This window comes from Paracoccus sp. C2R09 (genome assembly GCF_018860625.1).
GTDB lineage: Bacteria > Pseudomonadota > Alphaproteobacteria > Rhodobacterales > Rhodobacteraceae > Paracoccus.
On record NZ_JAHKQB010000032.1, the window covers coordinates 26,976 to 46,219 of the forward strand.

Here is a 19,244-nt window from a genome sequence, read left to right on the forward strand (position 1 = left end):
AACCAGAAGGCGGCTTCTTGCCTATCCTAGCCTATCTTGCAGGGGTTGTTGACCGCGTCAAAGCACAGTCGCATCAACTTTTCCGCTGATGGGCGGCAGACATGAAGAAAGCCCGCCTCCAGGGCGGGCTTTCCAAAACCGATATCGAAAGGCTCAGGCGGCTTTCTTGCGGCGACGCAGGGCAGCCAGACCACCCAGGCCGCCCAGCAGCAGCAGGCCGCCAGCGGGCAGCGGAACCGGAGCGATCGCGATTTTCGCGACGTCATAGCCGTCGAAGCTGGTGGTTTCGGGGAATTCGACTTCCGAAACGTCGACCAGTTTCAGGTACTGGAAGGCGCTGCTTGCGAAGACCGAGCTTTCACCGATGCGGTTGGTGATGCGGCCCAGCAGGCTCTCGCTGCCGGATTCGTCGATGGCATAGACATCGGCTGCTTCGGCGTGCGAGGTGCCACGGTTGAAGGTGACTTCGAAGACCGAAACGGTCGAAGGCAGGATGTTGCCCACGATTTCCGAGAAGCCGACGACCAGCGAACCGCCCAGGCCGAGCGAGTAGAAGGTCGAGCTGTCGCCGTCGACGGCGTTGTTGGCGTTCAGACGGTCGTTGGCGGCGCAGTCCGAAGCAGAGCCTTCGCAGGCGCCGGCCGATGCGCTGACCAGCGTGTCGGCGGTATAGGTTGCGGCATTTGCACCTGCAGCGGAGGCGGCAAGCACGGCGCTGGCAAGGAGGGTCTTCAGAATATTCATGGTTACACCTTTTCACTCGTTATCGGCCCGTGCCGACGATCACTAAAATCTTAACTTCTTCGCGCTATTGCAACAAGCTTTCCTCGCGAAAACACGGGAAAAAAAGCAAGATCATTGTAGTAAAACGAAGAAATGAACCCGCCACGGCAACCCAAAGTTGAAACCTATTTGGTTCACTTTTTCATAGCGGGCATCGGCGGCTTTCCGCCTCTTCTGAAGGTCAGCCGGATGGCCCTTCGATATCCTGTTGTGACCCGATGATCGGGTTGTGATTCGCGTCGCGCGCGCGCAAGATCGGCGCGACCCGAATTCTGCGAAAAGATCCCATGACGCCCGTCCAAGAACCCTCGCGCGATTATCTGCTCATTTCCCCCTGCCGCAACGAAGCCGATTACATGCGCCGCACGCTGGACAGCGTCCTGGGGCAGAGCGTGCCGCCGGCCAGATGGGTGATCGTCGATGACGGATCGACCGACGAGACGCCGCAAATCCTGGCGGAATACGCCGCATCGCATCCCTGCATCCAGGTGGTGACCAAGCCCGATCGCGGCCATCGCGCGGTGGGGCCGGGCGTGATCGAAGCCTTCTATTACGGGCTGGATCAGGTCCGGATGGAGGATTACCCCTACATCTGCAAGCTGGACCTGGATCTGGATCTGCCCGAACGGTATTTCGAGACGCTCATGGCGCGGATGGAGGAGAACCCCCGCATCGGCAGCTGCTCCGGCAAACCCTGGTTCCGGTCTGCCTCGGGGGCCTGGATTTCCGAGAAATGCGGCGACGAGATGTCGGTGGGAATGACCAAGTTCTATCGGCGCAGCTGCTTCGAACAGATCGGCGGCTTCGTCCGCGAGGTGATGTGGGACGCGATCGACTGCCACAAGGCCCGCCAGATGGGCTGGATCGTTGCCAGCTGGAACGACGATGCGCTGCGCTTCGAACATCTGCGGCCCATGGGGTCCAGCCAGAAAAGCGTCTTCACCGGGCGCCGCCGGCACGGTTTCGGCCAGTATTACATGGGGTCCGACCCGTTCTACTTCATGGCGACGGGGCTCTACCGGATGGCGCATCCGCCCTATGTTCTGGGCGGTCTGGCCACGATCCAGGGCTATCTGGGGGCGTGGTTGCGCGGGGCCGATCGGCACGAGGATGACGAGCTGCGCCGCTTCATCCGCGATTATCAGCGCCGCGCGCTGCGCGTGGGGAAATCCCGCGCCGTGGCCGAGCTGGAGGAGAATGCGGCAGGGAAATGGTCTGCACCGCAGGCGTCCTGAAGTTTCCACCGATCGCCTTGCGGATATATTCGAACCAAACGGTTTGATTTAAATGTCGCGCGGAAATATCCGCTTTCAAATCGGCAATCCGCATCGGGCACCGGCATTATCCGGTGCCCGATTTTCCATGCGATATTAGCATCATATGGCCATTGCGCCTTGCGATATGCCCAGGAGCCATGAAATCCCTTGGCCGATCGGTCATCTTGCAATCGCAGCATCCGCAAGGCCGGATGCCTGCGACAGGACAGACTTATTCTGCCCCCTGCGGGATTGATGCCGGAGGGCGCTCCGGGGCAGGATGCGTGCAATGGCAGACAAGAGGGTTCATGCACATCATCACTCGTCCGGTTCTGGCCCTGCCTGCCCGCAACGATCTGCACTTCCTGCGCCGGGTCTTCGCCGCTTGGGAAGAACGGCGCGTCTTCGCCATCACGCGCGACCCTTCGATCCTGCCGGATCTTGGCATCGCGACCGAGGATGCGATCCTTGCCGATACCGAGGAACGCGGCTGGGCACGTTTCGATCACCAGCCGGACCTGTCGGACGACCCTGCCCAGATCACCTTCAGTTCGGGGACCGAGGGGCGGCCCAAGGCCATCGTCCTCAGCCATCGCAACCTGGCCGATGTCGTCGGGCGCCTGAACGAGGCGATGCAGGTCACCGACGAGATCCGCGAGTATATCGGCGTCCCGGTGACCTATTCCTTCGGCTTGGGGCGTGCGCGGGCGGTGGCCGCGGCAGGCGGGGCCTTCTTTCTGCCCGAACGTTTCGACCCTTCGCAGATCCGGCAGATGCTGGACGCGGACGAGATCAATGCCGTGTCGGCCGTGCCCAGCCTGTGGCGGCTGGTGCTGGCGAACCCGCAGGTCATCGGGGCGGCGGGGGCCAAGCTGCGCTGGATCGAGATCGGCAGCCAGTTCATGTCGGCCGAGGACAAGCTGGCCCTGCGCAAGCTGTTTCCGAATGCCCGGATCGTCCAGCATTACGGCCTGACCGAAGCCTCGCGCAGCACCTTTCTGGACCTGGCATCGACCCCCGAGACGCATCTGGGATCAGTCGGCAGGGCGCAGGGGAATGTCGAGATCCGCATCGCGGAGGACGGCGCCATTGCCATTCGCGGCCCGCATGTCGCGCTTGGTCTGCTGGAACAGGGCGGTCGGATCGCGCCGCTGACCGATGACGACGGCTGGCTGGTCACCCGCGACCGAGGAGAGATCGCCGAGGGATATCTGCACTTTCTCGGGCGGTTGGACGACCAGATCAACATCGCGGGCGTCAAGCTGGGGGCCGAGGCGCTGGAGGCCGATATCAGGTCCATGCTGCCCGACGCGGGCGAGGGGTTCGCCATCGCGCCCATCGAGGATGCCATGCGCGGCGAGGCCGTGCTTCTGGCGATCGAGGCGCGCATCCGCGACCTGGCCCCGCTGATCGAGGAAACGGCCCGGCTGTGCCTGGCACGTCGCGGCGTGCAGGTGGGGCAGGGGGCAGGTGCCGCGCTGAAGGTCATGCAGCTGGACAATCTGCCGCGAACGGGAACCGGCAAGGTCCAGCGGCGCCTGCTGCCATCGCTGCGCGACGGGGCTGCGACGCCTGCGGGCATGATGCTGGGGGCCGCCGATCCGCTGCCCGTGGACCTGTCCGAAGACGAGGCCCGCGTGGCCCGCATCTGGGCACGCGTGGTCGGCGATGCGGATATCTCTCCGTCCTCCAGCTTCTACGACATGGGGGGCGACTCGCTCAGTTCGGTCCAGATCGGGATCGTCATGGAGGCCGCGGACATGCCCCGTGCCCCCATCCGCGCCACGATGGAGGGGCGCTGCCTGTCCGAGGTGGCCGCCACCCTGACCGACGCCCCGCCGTCAGGGGCTGCCCCCGCCGCCCTGCCCGATGTCGCAAGGCGCAGCTGGTCGATCACCATGATGCGGGCCATCATGGCCCTGTCGGTGGTGCTGTCCCATTGGGGGCCGGGGTTCTTCGGCAGGCTTGGCCTGGCCCAGCAGGCCGAGACGGCGTTCTCGTTCCTCTATCGGATGGGCACGCCGGGCTTTGCGGCGGTGTTCGGGATCGGCATCGGGTATTTCATGCTGCCCGACCTGGCCGAGAAGCGATCATCGGTCCTGCGCAGGCTGGGTAGCGCCTTCCGCCTGGTGCTGCTGGGCATGGTGCTGCTGGCGGCCATCCGGCTGGCCAACCTGCTGGTCCGGGGCGAACCCGTGACCGGGCTCGCGGTCGCGCATGCCTTCTACGGGGTGCTTGGGTATTACGCGCTGATGCTGGGCACGGCGCGCTGGTGGTTGCCCCCCCTGGGACGCCTGCAACGGCCCATTCCCTGGCTTCTTGCAGGGCTGCCGGTCCTGTGGCTGCTGTGGAAGCTGCTGTTCGATCTGCTGCCGAACCAGCAGCTTCAGTCGGCCCTGGAATGGCCGCGCCTGATGCTGATCGCCGGGGGCTACAACGTCTTCAAGATGAACGCGGTTGCCGCGGCGGGCACGGTCGTGGGCATCTGGCTGTCGCAGCAGAAGGACAGCGCCGAGGCGTCGCGGCTGATGATGACCGGCGGGCTTCTGGCCATGGTCCTGGCCGTGTTCAGCCTGATCGAGGCCCATGGCATCCACGCCTTCGACAGTCGCGACAGCGTGGTCTTCACCTCGCTTCCGGGGCTGATCTTCTACGTGGCCTTCGCATCCTTCGGCACGGGGGTCTTCCTGCGGCTGCTGATGTCGTGGCAAGGGCTGTCTCTTGGTGTGCGGCTGCCGCTGCAGGTGCTTCTGGTGACGGGCGGGCTGGCGCTGCCGATCTATGTCTTCCACGGGCTGGTGATTCCGGCGCGGAACCTGATGGGCGGGTTGGGCCTTGGCGGGGGCGTTGCGCTGCTGATCTCGGTTGGGATGTTCGTTGCCGCGATGGCATATGGTGGCAAGCGGTTGTGGCGCATGTATTTTTCCTGACGGAAACCACCGCCTGCAGGGTGTTGCGCCACGGGTGCCCGCGCATGGTTAAGTAATTCTTTACGGCCTCGGACAAGGATCGTCCCTCCAGACACCGGTGCCCCGCATTGCGGGAAACCTGCAGCAGGAGCTTGCGATGCCCGATCCCATTTCAAAGCGCATCGTCCTGTCCCAAGGGGCCGCCAAGCGCGGCCGAACCCCTTCCCGAAACGACCCGTAGACAAGCCCCGAGCCTTTCTCCGCCCCCCTGGGGCGGACCGGCCGGGGCGCTGCACGACCCTGAATTTCAGTCGTCCTCTCTGCCGCGGGTGCAAGCCCCGTGGCCCGATCCGGGCCGTGCTCCGCCCTCAGGAAATCCGAAATCGAAACTGGACGTGATGGACATGACATTGAACGTTGCACTTTCCGATTACGACGAGGTCCATATCCTGGATCCCGAACAGCTGGAGCAGGGGCCGATCTGCCTTGCCCCCGCCACGGCCGACCAGCCCGAGACCGGCCAGCCGATCGCCGTCAGGTCCGGCCTCTGGGTCTTTGACGCGGGGCTTGGCGACATCAGGATCGATCGCCACTGGCTGGTGGATGGCGAAACCCTGCCCGACCAGGCCGGGACCGGGCTGGATTACGATGCCGCGCTGGCCGGGGCGGAGATCGTCCATGTCGAAACCGTGCAGCAGGGGCAGGGCCAGATCCGGGTGCAGGCCATCCCGACCGCCTGGCCGCCGATCCGCGGGGAATGGCTTGTCACCCCCGAGCGCCGCGTGATGCTGGACGGGATCACCCCCCGATCGGGGACCTTCGATTTCCGGATCGAGACGCCCGGACCCTATGCGGGCGATCACCAGGTCGACGCCGCCGATCTGGGGCAGGGGCCTGCCTGCATCGTGCCCCCCGCAATCACGGGCGAGGCGGCCCAGGACGCGACCCTGCAGATCGTGCCGGGCCTGTGGGTCAGCATGTCGGATGACGTCACCCGCAGCGGCGAATGGTTCCGCGACGCCCAGCCGACGGGCGTGACGGGGGACGAATACCCGGTCGACATGGCACGCGATGGCGGCTGCACGCTGACCTATCGCGAAACGGTGCATGATGCGGCCGGTCAGCGTGTCGCGACCTCGGGCGGCATTTCCGCATCGCTGCCCGTGGACGAAGGCTGGGCGATGCCCGTGCTGAAGGATGCCGATCGCCCTTATGCGGGTCTTGCCACGGCGAATGCCGACGGTTCGGTGACGGTCACCACCAAGACCGGCAATTCCCGCGGCTATCCTCGTGTCTGTTTCGATGTCGAACCGGGCCAGTCCTACCAGCTGGAGACCGAGCTCGAATTCGGGGATGCAAGCCGGGTGATCGGCAGGTTGTCGGATGCCAGCGGCTACAACGATGCGCTGGATGTGAACGTCTTCGACGTCACCCGCGCCGCGGATCAGACGCGCCTTGTGCGCAGCGACGTCTTTACCCCGACGGCCGGACGGATCGCCATGCATTACGCCTTCGTCATGGGCCCCGCCGGAACGGCCCGGATCCTGTCCTCCACCCGCGTCAAGAAGGTGAACTGATGTCGATGCATTTCCACAGCCCGCTTCTTCAGGCAAACCCCTTCGCGCTGACGGCAGAGGGCCGGACATTCACGGTCGCGCAATGGGGCCTGCCCGCCCAGGTCGTCAGCCTGACGGCATATGCGGGCCGCATGAACGCATTGCCCGCCCTGCAATCGGTCGAAGGGCTGGAGATCATTCGGCGTGCCGACGGCCTGACCGGCCTGGACCTGCTGTCGCTGACCGAGGGCGGCACCCATACCGCGCGCCTGGCCGACGGGACCGAGGTCGAACTGACCGTCGAGCCGCGCACCCAGAAACGCGGTTTCGCCTCGGGCATCCATTACTGCCTGCCGGTGGACGACCGCAACCGCCTGCAGCCCGAACCCGGCCAGCGCCATCGCAAGATCTATGTCTCGGGTTCGGCCGACGCCCTGACGCGCGCCGCGATCGCCGCAGCGGCCGGGGTGGCGGAAAGCGCCGTCACCGGCAGCTGGTTGATGGAGCGCCCCGAATATGGCGGATCGCCCGAAATGGCCGTGGCCATGGAGATCTTCGAGACGCTGTTCGGCACGCTTTACGGTCAGAACAAGGACAGCCGGTCGGACTGGTTCCTGTTCGAGCGGGGCTACAGCTACGACCGTTCGCAATATTGGGGCGCGTATCTGCGGGGCGAGGACGAGCTGCACCCCTTCGTGCTGGGCGCCTGGGGCGAGGGCGATCGCCCCTTCTTCCCCCAGGGCTTCGAATGGATCGGCCTCGGCCCGCGATACATGATGCTGCGGGATCTGGCCTGCCCTATATTCAACCCGCGCCACGGCTACGGCATCATCATGGAAGGCTGCCGCATCTCGGGCGATACCGAGAGCCAGTTCCGCGATCTTTACATGTCGTCGTGGAAGGATGTCGTGCTGCGCGGCATCGCCAAGACGGTGCCCGGCGGGAACCCCGTGCGGACCTATTGGGACGGCAGTTCGGACCGCATCAGCGGGGCCTATGGCGGCAGCGCCAAGAACCTCATGATCGAGGGCACCATCGTCGACATGTGCGGTTGGGCCAAGGGCTATGATTACGACCGCAGCGCGGCCTTCCCCATGCCGCCCTCCGACCGGAACCACGGGCTGTACCTGACCTTCAGCTGTTCCGACCTGACACTGCGTGACAACCTGCTGTCGCAGAACGCCTCTTGTGCGCTGCAGATCCGGTGCGGCGGCCATTACGAGAACCTGCTGTTCCTCGACAACAATATCGGCGGGGCGATCCATTCCGGCACGAATCTGGGGCCCATCAACCAGTTCACGAACTTCCTGGACAGCGTCCTGTTCGGGGCCGCGCACAAGAAGGTCAACGGCTTCCAGGGCGGGATCAACTGGGGGCACGACATCTCGGGGTATCAGACCTCGATGATCGGGAACGTGGTCGCGCATCGCGCCAATCCCGACGACCCGGCCGAGATCGCGGCCCGCACCAATTACGACCGTCCCGAATGGACCGGCGGCAAGCCCTACAGCCTGGCCGGGCGCATGCTTCACAACGATACCCGCGTCTGGGAATGGTGGAACGATGCAGATGGCCTGGCCCGGAACGAGAATGTCGAGGGTCTCGACCCCGAGGTGCTGAACGGCACGTCGATCCAGCGCTATGCCGGGCAGCAGCTTGGCCGGGAAACCGCCACGATCGACGAATATGTCGACTGGCTGGAGGCCCGGGACAGCATCGGCACGGCCGTCCGCGATACGGTCCAATGGGCCAAGACCCGTTTCGGCGATCCGCTGCCCCTGCGCCACGAACCGGCCAGGGCGACCTTCCTGCCCGATCCCCGGACGGAAGGCTTCCGGTGGGACAACCGCCGCAACTGGACGGGCGCGACCCTGCCCGGCACGCATCCGGACGACAGCGCCGATCTGGGGGGCAATTTCGTCCGCTTCGGGACGCGGACCCTCGGTCTGGCCGCGCTGACCTTCGACGGCGGGACCCTGGACGTCACCTCGGGGCGCCTGGAGGTCGGGCTGCTGGAGGATGCGGCCGATATCCGCATCGGCTATTGCGGCCAGTTCGTCTGCGGGGCCGCGTCACATCCGCTGAAGGTCGATGCGGGGGCGGGGCGCCTTTGCCTGACCGGTGGGGTGGCGGATCTGGATCTGCAGGCCCATGGCAAGGCGCAGGTGCTGCTGGGTCCGGACACGACCGTTCCCGAAGGGCGCAGCCTGTCGCTGCAGGGCGGTCGGGTGATGGCGGGTTGGGATGGCGCCGGCCATGGCCGCCTGACCGTTCGGGGGCGGCTGGAATTCGGCGCGGGCATCGTGCTCGAAATCGGGGACGCGCTCTACAAGCAGCGGCTGGTTCATCCGGGCACGGCGCTGCTGGCATCGGAAAGCGGCCTGAGCGCGATGATGTCCGATTTCGAGGAACGCGATCGCGGCACGAAGAACCGGCTGCATCTCTATGCGCTGTCGGCCCTGCCGCAGACGGGCGAGCGGCTGACCATCGGCCATACCGAATATGTCGCCGATGACGGGGATTACACGACGCCCAGCACCGTGACTGTCACGGGCATCCTGTCGCGATCCATGCCGTGCCTGCGACGCTTCCGTTCGGGGATGATCGGCGACGGCCTGCAGCAACCCACCGCCACGGGCGAGGTGATCCTGGCACCGGGCGCCCAGGTCGCGATCACCGGCCGCGAATTCCTGCAGCCCGGCACCCACGATCTGACCGGCGACGGGGTGACGGTGGTGGACCAGGGGGCCCTGCTGCCTGCGGGCGTGTCGGTGACGGGGGGCCGCCTGGTCCTGACGATCAGCTGATCCTGCTTCGGCGCCTGCGCAGGGATGCAAGGGCGCCGAACGCGACGGGCAGGAAGGCTGCCGACATCGGCACGGGCACGGGCGCGGGCTGCAGCACCTCCAGCACGGTGAATTCGGCGAAGCGGTCGTCGAAATACAACCATCCCCAATCGAAATACAGGCTGCTTGCGCTGAATTCGGGGGTGTATTGATAACTCAGCTTGCCGCCTGCCAGCAGGTCGAAGCTCAGGCCTTCCTGGTCGTCCCAGAAGACATGCCAGCGATCCCCGGAATTGTAGACCTCGGTGACGTCGCCGCATGTCAGATATCCCAGCTGACAGCTGGGCGCGCGGCCGCCATTGTCGGTGCGGTAACCGATGGAGGCCGGTTCGGTCCCCGGTTCGGGCAGCACCAGCTGCGCCTTGAAGAAGGTCTCCTCGCCGATCTCCATGTCCCAATGCGGCAACCCGAGCACGCCGCCATCGGCCCGGAGCTTCGTGAATTCCACCACGTTCAGGGGCATGCCCGCGTCATCGTCATTGGGAATGATCACGCCGTCATGATAGAAGGTGCCGTCATAGCGCAGCTTCAGGTCGATATCGACGACCGTTGCGGCGGATGCGGCGCCGGCCATGCCGCAGGACATGGCAAATGCCATGGTAAGGTTCTGAAGACCCATGAAGACCTCTTGAAAACGGGTTGCTGGTGAAACGTGCATTGTATTCTAGACAATGCGCCCATCATGTCTTGGTGAAAGCGTTCTTCGGGCTGCAACTTCAGGCGGATATGTCATTTCAATCAAAGCGCTGCGAATTTTCATGCCCCGTTCCGCCGGCTTGCGGAGGCCGGGGGCCAAGTGATCGCGCGAATGCAGAACGACATGGCGCAGGCGCGGCGGTTATGGCAAGGGAACTGCCATGATTTCTATGGTTGCGGTTTTGATCTGGCCTCTGGTGGTGTTCTGGCTTTTCGCCAAGAGAACGCCTGCCGAGGCCGTGACCGCAGCGATCCTGGGCGGCTATCTTCTTCTGCCGCGCAACTACTCGATCGAGATGCCGGCCGTTCCCAGCCTGAACAAGGATTCCATTCCGGCCATCGCGGCGGTCCTGGCGGCCTCCATGATGCTGTCGCGGGACAGGCTGCGGCAGCTGGCCCCCGGATCGGTCCAGCCCGGCTGGTTCCCCCGCAGCAGGGCCGTGCAGCTTCTGCTGATCCTGATGGGTCTGGCCGCGGTGCTGACGGTGCTGACCAATGGCGACCGGCTGGTCTATGGGGGCTGGCGCGCATTGCCCGCGCTGCGGCCCTACGACATCGCCTCGACCTTGGGGAACACGCTGTTCGCGGTGCTGCCCTTCCTGCTGGCCCGGCGATACCTGGCCCATCCCGAAGGGCAGCGCACGCTGGTCATCGGCATGGTCGTCGCGGGCATCGCCTATTCCTTCCTCGCGCTCTACGAGGTGCGGATGTCGCCGCAGCTCAGCCGCATGATCTACGGCTACTTTCCCCATGACTGGCGTCAGCACCTGCGGGGCGGCGGGTATCGCCCGGTGGTGTTCCTGCATCACGGGCTGTGGCTGGCCATCTTCTTCTGCGGGTCCTTCCTGGCCGCGCTCAGCCTGTGGCGGTCCAGCACCGACAAGATGCGGACCCGCTGGCTGATCGCCGCGATCTGGATGCTGATGGTCCTGGTCCTGTCCAAGGGGATCGGCGCCCTGGGGATCGGCCTGCTTCTGGGCGCGGTCATCGCCTTCCTGCCGATCCGGCTGCAGATCATCTGCGCGGCGGGGCTGGCGGTCACGATCCTGACCTATCCGATGCTGCGGGGGGCGTCTCTGGCCCCGACCGAATTCGCGCTGTCCATCGCCGAGGACGTGGACCCCGACCGCGCGGCCTCGTTGCGCTTCCGCCTGGACAACGAGGATATCCTGCTGGATCACGCCAACCGCCGTCCGCTGTTCGGATGGGGCGGCTGGGGCCGCAACCGGGTGATCGACGACAGGGGGCGCGACATCAGCGTCACCGACGGATACTGGATCATCAGCATCGGCATCAACGGATGGCTGGGTTACCTGGCGCAGTTCGGGCTGCTGCTGATCCCCATGATCTTCATGGGCCTGCGCTGGAAGGCCCTGGGCCTGACATCCGCGACGGCGGGGATCGCCATGGCATTGACCGCGAACATGATCGACCTGATCCCCAACGCGACGCTGACACCGGTCACCTGGCTGCTGGCGGGCGCGCTGGCCGGCCGGTTGGAACTGGGCCGCGTCGATCGCGATGCCAGCGTCCAGGCGGTGTCCGACCTGCCGCTGCGGCGCAACGCCTATACCCGTCAGACCCGGCGCCACGGGGGCCACGCGCCCCCGCAGGGCGCCACGCCCGAAGGGACCGCGACATGACATCCCTCCCCCATATCGATGCGGTCGCCATCGGCCGGAACGAGGGCGACCGCCTGCTGCGCTGTCTCGACAGCCTTCTGGCAGCGGGGCTGCGCCATGTCGTCTATGTCGACAGCGGATCGACGGATGGCAGCATCGCCGCGGCCGAGGCGAGGGGCGTCACGGTGGTCCGGCTGGACATGAACCTGCCCTTCACCGCAGCCCGCGCCCGCAATGCCGGGGTCGAGGCCCTGCCTGCGGATGGAGAGTTCGTCCAGTTCGTGGATGGCGACTGCAGCCTCGATCCGGGGTGGATCGGCAAGGCATCGGCCTTCCTGAAGGACAATCCCGCCGTGGCCGCCGTCTGCGGACGCAGACGAGAGATCGCGCCCGAGGCCTCGATCTACAACCGGCTGATCGACCGCGAATGGGACACGCCTCCGGGCCGCGCCCGGTCCTGCGGCGGCGACGTGCTGATGCGCCGGGACGCCCTTGCCGCCGCGGGCGGCTTCGATCCGCGCCTGATCGCCGGAGAGGAGCCCGAGCTTTGCGTGCGCCTGCGCCAGGGCGGCTGGCAGATCTGGCGGCTGGATGCCGAGATGACGCGCCACGACGCGGATATCCACCGCTTCGGCCAATGGTGGAAACGCTGCAGGCGCGCCGGTCATGCCTATGCCGAAGGCGCGGCCCTGCATGGCGCGCCCCCCGAACGCCACAACATCGCCCCCATGCGCCGCGCCCTGCTGTGGGGCCTGTTCATTCCGCTGGCTGCCCTGGCAGGGGCGCTTCTGCACCCGGCGATGCTGCTGATCCTGCTGGCCTGGCCCCTTCAGATCCTGCGGCTGGCCTGGCGCGACGACGATCCGGCGCGTGCCGTTTTCCTGACCATGGGCAAGATCCCCGAGGCGGTCGGCATTATGGAGTATCATTTCAAGCGCTTGACGGGTCGTCGGGGCCGCATCATCGAGTATAAGTAATAACTTGAAGTTGAATTAATATTAAAATTTCTATTAAAAGTTGAATTACATTCAATTCACGAAACATTTCTTTATTTTCCACGCGATCACGCTATCCTTGGCGCAAATTCCTTCCGGTCCTTCGGAGATATGTCATCATGCGTCTTGCCCGTTTCATCGTTACCCTTTTCACCCTGTCCACCGGCTCGATCGCCTCGGCTGCATCGGTCCAGAACATCGACGTGCAGCTGAACTTCGATGGGCGCAGTTACTTCGATTTCGAGTTGGTCGAGACCGCGACGGGCGTGGTGCTGGATCATTCCGACGAACTGACCAATCCCCCCGTCGAACTGGGTCTGCCCCAGCTGTTTCCGTTCACCCTGAACGAGAAAATCGGCTTTACCGCCACGATCGAGGAGACGGGCGGCCTGACCAGCTGCAATCTGGGCGGCATCGATTGCACGCTGAACGCCAAGACCGCATCCGTCATCGGAAACGAGATCGACATCGCTTACGGGCCGGATGACGACACCGACAACGGGCGCCTGTTCGGGGGGCTTCTGACCGGCGACCTGCTGTATTTCGATTTCCTGCAGCAGCCGCTGCCGTTCCTCGAATTCGGCCCCGACTACTTCGCGCGCTGGACGGTCCAGCGTGCGTTCTTCACGGTCGCGGAAGGCATGCCCCAGCCCGCGCCCGTGCCGCTGCCCGCCTCGGCGCTTCTGCTGGGGGCTGCATGTGCGGCGATGGGCATGATGCGCCGCCGGCAAAACGGCATCGCGGCCTGATCCCACTTCGGGTTTGGCTGGGCTTGGCAGGTGAACCTGCTATGGTCCGGCCAAGTGACGAAGACGAGGGCATGAGCTGTGCAGGGTATCGGACATCGCCTGCGGGCGCACGCGTCGCGGCGGCGGCTGGACAGGCGTGTCGCCCCGGCCGCGCGTGCGCTTCTGGGCGCGGGATTTGGCCGCCATGACGGCCCGCGGGTCCTGATCCTGCACCATCCCAACCGGATCTGCTGGGCCAGCATCCACCCCTATTTCCATCACGGCGCGGGGATCGCGGCCATCCATGGCGCGGATATCCGGGCACGCCCCATCGCCGATCTGCTGGAAGATCGCGCCCCTGCCGCCGATATCGTGCTGGTCCAACCCTGGTTCACCGAGGATATCGACCGGCTTGCCGCGTCGATCGAACGTTACCGGGACCGCCATGCGCCGGCCCGCGTGGTCTTCCTGGACAGCTTCGCCCATGTGGATCTGCGCTTCGGACGCATCCTGGAACCGCTGATCGACCTGTATCTGCGCAAGGCGCTGTTCAGGGATCGCCGCGATTTCCTGCGGCCCCGGCTGGGCGATACGAACCTGACCGAATATTACATGCAGCTGCACGACATCCCGGGCCAGGTCGTGGACTGGCAGGTGCCGCCCGCGCTGTTGGACCGGCTGGGGCTGATCCCGAACTTCCTGACCGCGCCGCATCTGATGCCGCATTTCACGGGCAGCCCGCCCGCATGGTCGGACTGGCACGACCGGCCCATCGACCTGCATGCCCGCATCGCGACCAAGGGCACCCCCTGGTACCAGGCCATGCGCGAGGATGCGGCCCGCATCACCCGCGATCTGCCGGGCATCGCCACCACGCCGCAGGCCCGCATCGACCAGCACCTGTTCCTGGACGAGATGCGGCAGTCGCGACTGTGCTGGAGCCCCTTCGGCTATGGCGAGCTGTGCTGGCGCGACATCGAGGCCTTCATGACCGGCGCCGTGCTGATCAAGCCCGACATGTCGCATCTGGACAGCCTGCCCGACCTCTATCGCCCGCACGAGACCTATCTGCCGGTGCGGTGGGACTTCTCGGATTTCGAGGAGGTGGCCCGGAACGCGCTGGCCGACCCGGCCGCCATGCGCCACATGGCCGAAACCGCATTCGCCGCCTGCCGCGAATATCTTGAACAAGGCCGTTTCGTCGATGATTTCGCGATCCTGCTGGACGACCACGCCCGACCGGAAAGGATGACCGGATGACGACCATGCATGTGATGATGTGCGCCAACGATGCCTATGCGATGCCGCTGACGGTCGCCGCCCATTCGCTGCTGCGCCACGCGGATCGGGACGCGACCATCGAGCTGCATGTCGTATCGGACGGCATATCCGAACAGAACCGTCTGCATGCCGAGAAATGCTGGGCTGCCGCGCATCCGAAGGTCCGGGCGATCTGGCGGCAGGTCGATCCCGCACAGTTCGACAGCATCAACTTTCGCCACTATTCGATCGTGACCTTGTTCCGCCTTCTGTTGCCGCAACTGTTTCCCGAAGACGTGGAACGCGTCCTGTACATGGATTGCGATATCGTCGTTCAGCGCGACATAGCCGAGCTGTGGCGGCTCGACCTGGAGGACAAGGCGGTCTGGGCCGTGCAGAATGGCACGGATGACGATCTGGAAAACTATGTCCTGAGCAAGTTCCCCGAGATCGAGGCCGTTCCGGACGGTCGATACTTCAATGCCGGCGTCCTGCTTGTGAACATGGCCGAATGGCGCAGGCAGCAGATATCGGACCGCACGCGCGATTTCCTGCAGAAGCACAGCGATCTGCTGGGCTTTCCCGACCAGGACGCGTTGAACGCGGTGCTGGCTGGGCGGTGGGGCCGTCTGCATCCGCGCTGGAACAAGCAGATCCTGCGCATGGGCCAACCCGAGGCCGCGCGCCCGGACGATCCGGGCATCCTGCATTACACCACCCGCAAGCCATGGACGCCCGAATACATGCAGAAGGCCAAATGGGCATGGCACCGGGCCTATCTGCGCAGCGGATGGGACGGGGGGCTTTCGGGCTATGGCCGGACGGCGCGGTTGCTGGGCGGCCAGTTGTGGCGGCACAACCGCAACCGGGTGCAGGGACGCGTCCGCAGGCTGCTGGGGTCCTGAGACCCCTCAGCCCGCCCCGAGCGCACGTTCCAGGGCAACCGGATCGACCTCGAACCCGTCCAGCGAATGTTCCCGGTAGATGCGGGCATCCAGCCGATAGGCCGGGCGGACATATTCGGGCTTCAGCCGCCCGCGCACACCGGTCCAGCGGCAGCCCACCTGCTGGGCCATCAGCCGATAGAAATCGGTCATGTGCCCGCAGGGCAGGATCTCGACCAGGTGGCGCAGCGGCGCATCCGGATGACGATAGAGCAGCGGCGCCAGGCCCGCGCCATGCACCGCCACGATGGTCTCGGCCGTGTTGAACAGCCGGAACTGGTCGGCGGGCGACAGATCCTCGGGGAAGATGGTCACATGCCCGGTCCGGGCCAGCAGGGCCTCGATCTCGGGCTGGTTGGTGACGTGGCGGGTGCCCCGGCGGGCCAGGAAGACATGGCGCGGCAGGTGATCGGCGGGGCCGTCCCACAGGCGGTCGATGGTGCCCGCATCCTCCAGCCAGCGGCGGCGGTCGGGAATGGTGATGTTCAGCCCCAGCCGGAAGGCCACGCCCGGCCCGATGACGGCGCCCGCCGCGCATTGCGTGCGCAGGCCCAGATGCGCCGCGGCCTTCAGCACGAAACCCGGCGTCGCGGCGGGCAGGATCAGCGTCAGCCCCCCCGGCTGCAGGTCAAGGCGCCGCATCAGCGCGATGGCCAGCGGCGCGTGGATGTTGAGGAAATGCGACCAGTTCTCGGGGCTGGTGATGCGGCAATCCATGCCCAGATCGCCATCCAGCGGCACGGGCCCGGGGGCCTTGCGCAATCGCGCGCGCCATCCGCGTCGGGCAGGGGGAGGCGGCATGCGATCGACCAGCCCGAAGGGGATGGCACCGCCCGGCGCGTCGCGGCCGGGCAGGGTGATCTCCTCGCAGTCGGGCACCGCGCGATCCACCAGGAAGGACCGGGCGGTGATCAGCCGCGACGGCGCAAGGGCATAGCTGTCGACAACGATCTGCCGATCGAGTGGCGTTTCCGTCATCCGTCGCCTTCGATCGCGTCGAACTTGCCGTCGCTGCGGCGATACCCGTTCAACACCACGCCCAGCACGTTCGTGTATTCGCCGACCTCGCGTTCGCAGCTGTCGAAATCGCCATAGCGGGTCTGATCGGCCCGAGCCAGGATCAGCGCACAATCCACATGCTGCAGGAAGGCGCGCGCATCGTCCCCGATCAGGATCGAGGGCAGGTCGAAGATCATGATGTCGGGATCGTAGGTCGTCTGGACGCGAGCCAGCGCCTCGCGCGTGCTGTCGGACATCAGCAGGCGGGTGGGGTCGGAATCGGGCACGCCCGACAGGGCCAGCGCCAGGTTCGGTCCGACGCGGACGGCCTGGTCCGCGAATTCGGTTTCCCCCCGCAGCAGCGGCGTGATCGACGGTGCGTCCTTCAGGCCCAGCTTCTGCGCCACGGTGGGCGAACGCAGGTCGAAATCGAACAGGATCGTGCGCAGTTCGGGCTGACGGCTCAGCGCCAGCGCCAGGTTCACCGAGGTCGTGCTCTTGCCGCATTGGGGCATGGGCGATGTGATGGCCAGGCGACGCCAGCCGTTCTGGCGCATCTGGTACAGGATCTTGGTACGCAGCACGTCGAAGGGCGTCGATTCCATCGAGGCGTTCTGCGACAGGATGCGCGACCGGATCAGCGCGCCACGGTCCAGTTCGACCTCGGCCAGGTCGGGCCAGGGATCGGCGGCGGGCGCGCGCTGGTCGGGGTCGGGCGTTTCCACATGCGCAGACGCGGCAGGGCGCAGATCCGCGGCCCCGTCCTGCGATGCGCGCTTGCGGCGGGCGATCTCGATGGCGGCTTGCAGTTTTTCCATGGGGAACCTTTCCGGGCGCTCTAGCCGAGGCCCAGACGCGTGACGACCTTCTGCGTCAGCACGTCCAACGGCATGTATTGCGTATGCAGGGCCGCCAGCCCCAGGGGGATCAGGATCAGCACCGCCGCGATCGCGGTCAGCGTGACCCTGCGACGCTTGCGCCCTTCCTCGCGCGTCTCGATATAGGGGATCACGGCCAGCGGCGTGATCTGGAAGCGCGCGCTCAGTTCGCCCGGACGGCGGATCGTGTTGTTCAGGATCTCCATCAGGACGAAGAACCCGCCCGCCAGCGCCAGCCCCAGGCCGATGCCCATCGCGGCGATCTTCTTGCGGTTGGGCCCCGAGGGCTGGTTGGGCACGTTCGCCGCCTCGAGCACGCTGATGCGCTGCCCCCGCGACGAGGTCTCGATCCGTTCGGCGGTCCGCGCCTGGCTGAGATCGGCCACGGCGGCGTTGTAGCGGGCCTGGATGTTGGCCTGGTCGCGTTCCAGCGCGCCGAGCGCGATCGAATTGGTCGCGGTGGCCGAAACGGCGGCCTGCACGACATCCAGTTCGCTGTTGGCCTGGCGCAGTTCGGATTCCAGCGCCGTCAGGCGGGTGTCGATCTGGGACAGGTTCACGTTCAGAAGGGTGTTGCCCGTTTCCTGCGCGGGGTCGTTGCCGGTCTGGGCCTGCACCAGGCTCTCGGTGGTCGCGATCCGGTTGCGCAGCGCCCTCACGCGGGGGCTGTCCTCGGCATAGATGCTCAGGACGCCGTTCAGTTCGGCGCGCAGCTGGGCCAGCTGCTGTTCCTCGGGGGTCTGCGGCTGGCCGGTCTGGCGGATGCTGCCGGTTTCCTCGAACAGGCGGACCATGTCCTGGCGCTGCGTCTGCAGGCTGGCGATCTCGCTCTCGATCCGCGAGATGCGTTCCTGCAGCAGCGACTGGCGGTTCTGGTTGTAGGTCAGGTTCTCGGGCAGGGCGTTCGCGTTCTCGCGCTTGAAGCCCAGGATCTGGGCGTTCTGCTGGTCCAGATCCGCGCTGAGCCGTTCGACCTCCTGCTGGAAGAAGGCCAGGCGTTCCTCGGCCAGGCCCACGCGGTTCTTCGTGTTGGCGCTGAGGATCAGGGTCGTGAATTCGTTGACCACGGCCGCCGCGGTGCGCGGGTTGGGCGAGGTGAAGCTGACCTCCATCAGCGTCGCCTGGTTCGCCCCGCTGCTGCGGCGGATCGAACTGGACGACCGCATCCGGCTGACGCGTTCATCCACGGACATGTCGGGCGCGCCGCTGAAGACGTTCAGCTTGTTGGCGATGTCGATCAGGTTGGCGCGGGTCATCAGCTGCTGTTCGATCACGTCCAGCGCCTGGCCGCTGGACCCGTCGCGACTGTCTTCCTGGACGATCTGCGGATCCTCGACCAGCAGACGCGCCGCGGTGGTATAGGTCGCGGGCGCGCGGATCGCCGAAACGGCCCCGAAGGACGCGCAGATGATGAACAGCGCCAGCATGACCGGCAGGCGGCGGATCAGAAGCGACCAGTAGAAGCGGAGATCGAACATCAGCACGCATCCCGCATGATGGCAGCACGGGCCTGCGGACGGGCGTGCGGATGGGACATGCGGCAGGCCCCGGCCCGGATCGGTCCGACTGGCATGCGCCCGTTCGGCAGGGAACGGTTTTGGGGCAGGGATCTCACGTCGTCACTCTTTCCACTTGAACAAGGCCACTTCGACTAGGGGGGTGTATAGTCCCTGAAGACGCGACTTGACCAGCAGGACGCGACTGCATGAAGGCCAAGTTTGAACAAAATCCGTCTTCTTCGCGAATGTCGCGCGGTCATGTCGCCCGGCTGG

14 protein-coding genes are annotated in these 19,244 nt (G+C 65.8%); 9 read left to right on the plus strand and 5 right to left on the minus strand.

The window, feature by feature from the left end; genetic code table 11:
• Nucleotides 1–153: 153 nt before the first annotated feature.
• On the minus strand, nucleotides 154–744 hold the full coding sequence (locus KO490_RS14865) for a VPLPA-CTERM sorting domain-containing protein (RefSeq protein ID WP_216020213.1): 591 nt from the start codon (nucleotides 742–744) through the stop codon (nucleotides 154–156).
• Nucleotides 745–1,070: 326 nt separating this feature from the next.
• On the opposite strand from KO490_RS14865, the gene KO490_RS14870 reads away from it, so the two are divergent.
• The 4 genes from KO490_RS14870 (at nucleotide 1,071) to KO490_RS14885 (ending at nucleotide 9,311) form a co-directional block, all read left to right on the plus strand.
• The gene (locus KO490_RS14870; RefSeq protein WP_216020214.1) at nucleotides 1,071–2,018 is read left to right on the plus strand and encodes a glycosyltransferase family 2 protein; all 948 of its coding nucleotides are present in this window, start codon (nucleotides 1,071–1,073) and stop codon (nucleotides 2,016–2,018) included.
• A 329-nt stretch (nucleotides 2,019–2,347) separates the two neighbouring features.
• A complete protein-coding gene (locus KO490_RS14875) occupies nucleotides 2,348–4,969 on the plus strand; it encodes an AMP-binding protein (protein ID WP_216020215.1) in 2,622 nt (873 codons plus the stop codon).
• 383 nt (nucleotides 4,970–5,352) lie between these two features.
• On the plus strand, nucleotides 5,353–6,525 hold the full coding sequence (locus KO490_RS14880) for a hypothetical protein (protein WP_216020216.1): 1,173 nt from the start codon (nucleotides 5,353–5,355) through the stop codon (nucleotides 6,523–6,525).
• Nucleotides 6,525–9,311 (plus strand): hypothetical protein, encoded by a 2,787-nt coding sequence (locus KO490_RS14885; RefSeq protein ID WP_216020217.1) that lies wholly within the window; start codon nucleotides 6,525–6,527, stop codon nucleotides 9,309–9,311. The genes KO490_RS14880 and KO490_RS14885 overlap by 1 nt, the downstream gene beginning before the upstream one ends.
• On the opposite strand, the gene KO490_RS14890 is transcribed toward KO490_RS14885, so the two are convergent.
• Nucleotides 9,304–9,969, minus strand: coding sequence for a hypothetical protein (locus tag KO490_RS14890; RefSeq protein ID WP_216020218.1), 666 nt, complete (start codon nucleotides 9,967–9,969; stop codon nucleotides 9,304–9,306). The two genes, KO490_RS14885 and KO490_RS14890, sit on opposite strands and share 8 nt — an antisense overlap.
• Nucleotides 9,970–10,207: 238 nt before the next feature.
• Between KO490_RS14890 and KO490_RS14895 the strand changes: the two genes are divergently transcribed.
• The 5 genes from KO490_RS14895 (at nucleotide 10,208) to KO490_RS14915 (ending at nucleotide 15,556) form a co-directional block, all read left to right on the plus strand.
• A complete protein-coding gene (locus KO490_RS14895; protein WP_216020219.1) occupies nucleotides 10,208–11,689 on the plus strand; it encodes a hypothetical protein in 1,482 nt (493 codons plus the stop codon).
• On the plus strand, nucleotides 11,686–12,645 hold the full coding sequence (locus KO490_RS14900; protein ID WP_216020220.1) for a glycosyltransferase family 2 protein: 960 nt from the start codon (nucleotides 11,686–11,688) through the stop codon (nucleotides 12,643–12,645). The genes KO490_RS14895 and KO490_RS14900 overlap by 4 nt, the downstream gene beginning before the upstream one ends.
• A gap of 137 nt (nucleotides 12,646–12,782) precedes the next feature.
• On the plus strand, nucleotides 12,783–13,412 hold the full coding sequence (locus KO490_RS14905; protein WP_216020221.1) for a VPLPA-CTERM sorting domain-containing protein: 630 nt from the start codon (nucleotides 12,783–12,785) through the stop codon (nucleotides 13,410–13,412).
• 78 nt (nucleotides 13,413–13,490) lie between these two features.
• Entirely contained in the window at nucleotides 13,491–14,651 is a 1,161-nt protein-coding gene (locus tag KO490_RS14910; protein ID WP_216020222.1) for a glycosyltransferase family 1 protein, read from the plus strand.
• Entirely contained in the window at nucleotides 14,648–15,556 is a 909-nt protein-coding gene (locus tag KO490_RS14915) for a glycosyltransferase family 8 protein (protein WP_216020223.1), read from the plus strand. Before KO490_RS14910 ends, KO490_RS14915 begins: the two co-directional genes overlap by 4 nt.
• 6 nt (nucleotides 15,557–15,562) lie before the next feature.
• Here KO490_RS14915 and KO490_RS14920 read toward each other — a convergent pair whose 3' ends face one another.
• Genes KO490_RS14920 through KO490_RS14930 form a run of 3 tightly spaced genes read right to left on the minus strand, consistent with a single transcriptional unit; the run spans nucleotide 15,563 to nucleotide 18,950 of the window.
• Nucleotides 15,563–16,573 carry a DUF563 domain-containing protein gene (locus KO490_RS14920; RefSeq protein WP_216020224.1) on the minus strand — a complete coding sequence of 337 codons (1,011 nt, stop codon included), beginning with the start codon at nucleotides 16,571–16,573 and terminating at the stop codon, nucleotides 15,563–15,565.
• The gene (locus tag KO490_RS14925; protein WP_216020225.1) at nucleotides 16,570–17,412 is read right to left on the minus strand and encodes a CpsD/CapB family tyrosine-protein kinase; all 843 of its coding nucleotides are present in this window, start codon (nucleotides 17,410–17,412) and stop codon (nucleotides 16,570–16,572) included. The genes KO490_RS14920 and KO490_RS14925 overlap by 4 nt, the downstream gene beginning before the upstream one ends.
• A gap of 20 nt (nucleotides 17,413–17,432) precedes the next feature.
• Nucleotides 17,433–18,950, minus strand: a complete 1,518-nt coding sequence (locus tag KO490_RS14930; RefSeq protein ID WP_216020226.1) for a lipopolysaccharide biosynthesis — start codon at nucleotides 18,948–18,950, stop codon at nucleotides 17,433–17,435.
• Nucleotides 18,951–19,244 lie beyond the last annotated feature (294 nt).

Bases quoted from the DNA above. Each gene is read 5' to 3' on its own strand.
- KO490_RS14875 (WP_216020215.1), top strand. From the start codon at position 2,348: ATGCACATCATCACTCGTCCGGTTCTGGCCCTGCCTGCCCGCAACGAT.
- KO490_RS14900 (WP_216020220.1), top strand. From the start codon at position 11,686: ATGACATCCCTCCCCCATATCGATGCGGTCGCCATCGGCCGGAACGAG.
- KO490_RS14915 (WP_216020223.1), top strand. From the start codon at position 14,648: ATGACGACCATGCATGTGATGATGTGCGCCAACGATGCCTATGCGATG.
- KO490_RS14890 (WP_216020218.1), bottom strand. From the start codon at position 9,969: ATGGGTCTTCAGAACCTTACCATGGCATTTGCCATGTCCTGCGGCATG.
- KO490_RS14885 (WP_216020217.1), top strand. From the start codon at position 6,525: ATGTCGATGCATTTCCACAGCCCGCTTCTTCAGGCAAACCCCTTCGCG.
- KO490_RS14865 (WP_216020213.1), bottom strand. From the start codon at position 744: ATGAATATTCTGAAGACCCTCCTTGCCAGCGCCGTGCTTGCCGCCTCC.
- KO490_RS14895 (WP_216020219.1), top strand. From the start codon at position 10,208: ATGATTTCTATGGTTGCGGTTTTGATCTGGCCTCTGGTGGTGTTCTGG.
- KO490_RS14905 (WP_216020221.1), top strand. From the start codon at position 12,783: ATGCGTCTTGCCCGTTTCATCGTTACCCTTTTCACCCTGTCCACCGGC.
- KO490_RS14925 (WP_216020225.1), bottom strand. From the start codon at position 17,412: ATGGAAAAACTGCAAGCCGCCATCGAGATCGCCCGCCGCAAGCGCGCA.
- KO490_RS14930 (WP_216020226.1), bottom strand. From the start codon at position 18,950: ATGTTCGATCTCCGCTTCTACTGGTCGCTTCTGATCCGCCGCCTGCCG.
- KO490_RS14880 (WP_216020216.1), top strand. From the start codon at position 5,353: ATGACATTGAACGTTGCACTTTCCGATTACGACGAGGTCCATATCCTG.
- KO490_RS14920 (WP_216020224.1), bottom strand. From the start codon at position 16,573: ATGACGGAAACGCCACTCGATCGGCAGATCGTTGTCGACAGCTATGCC.
- KO490_RS14870 (WP_216020214.1), top strand. From the start codon at position 1,071: ATGACGCCCGTCCAAGAACCCTCGCGCGATTATCTGCTCATTTCCCCC.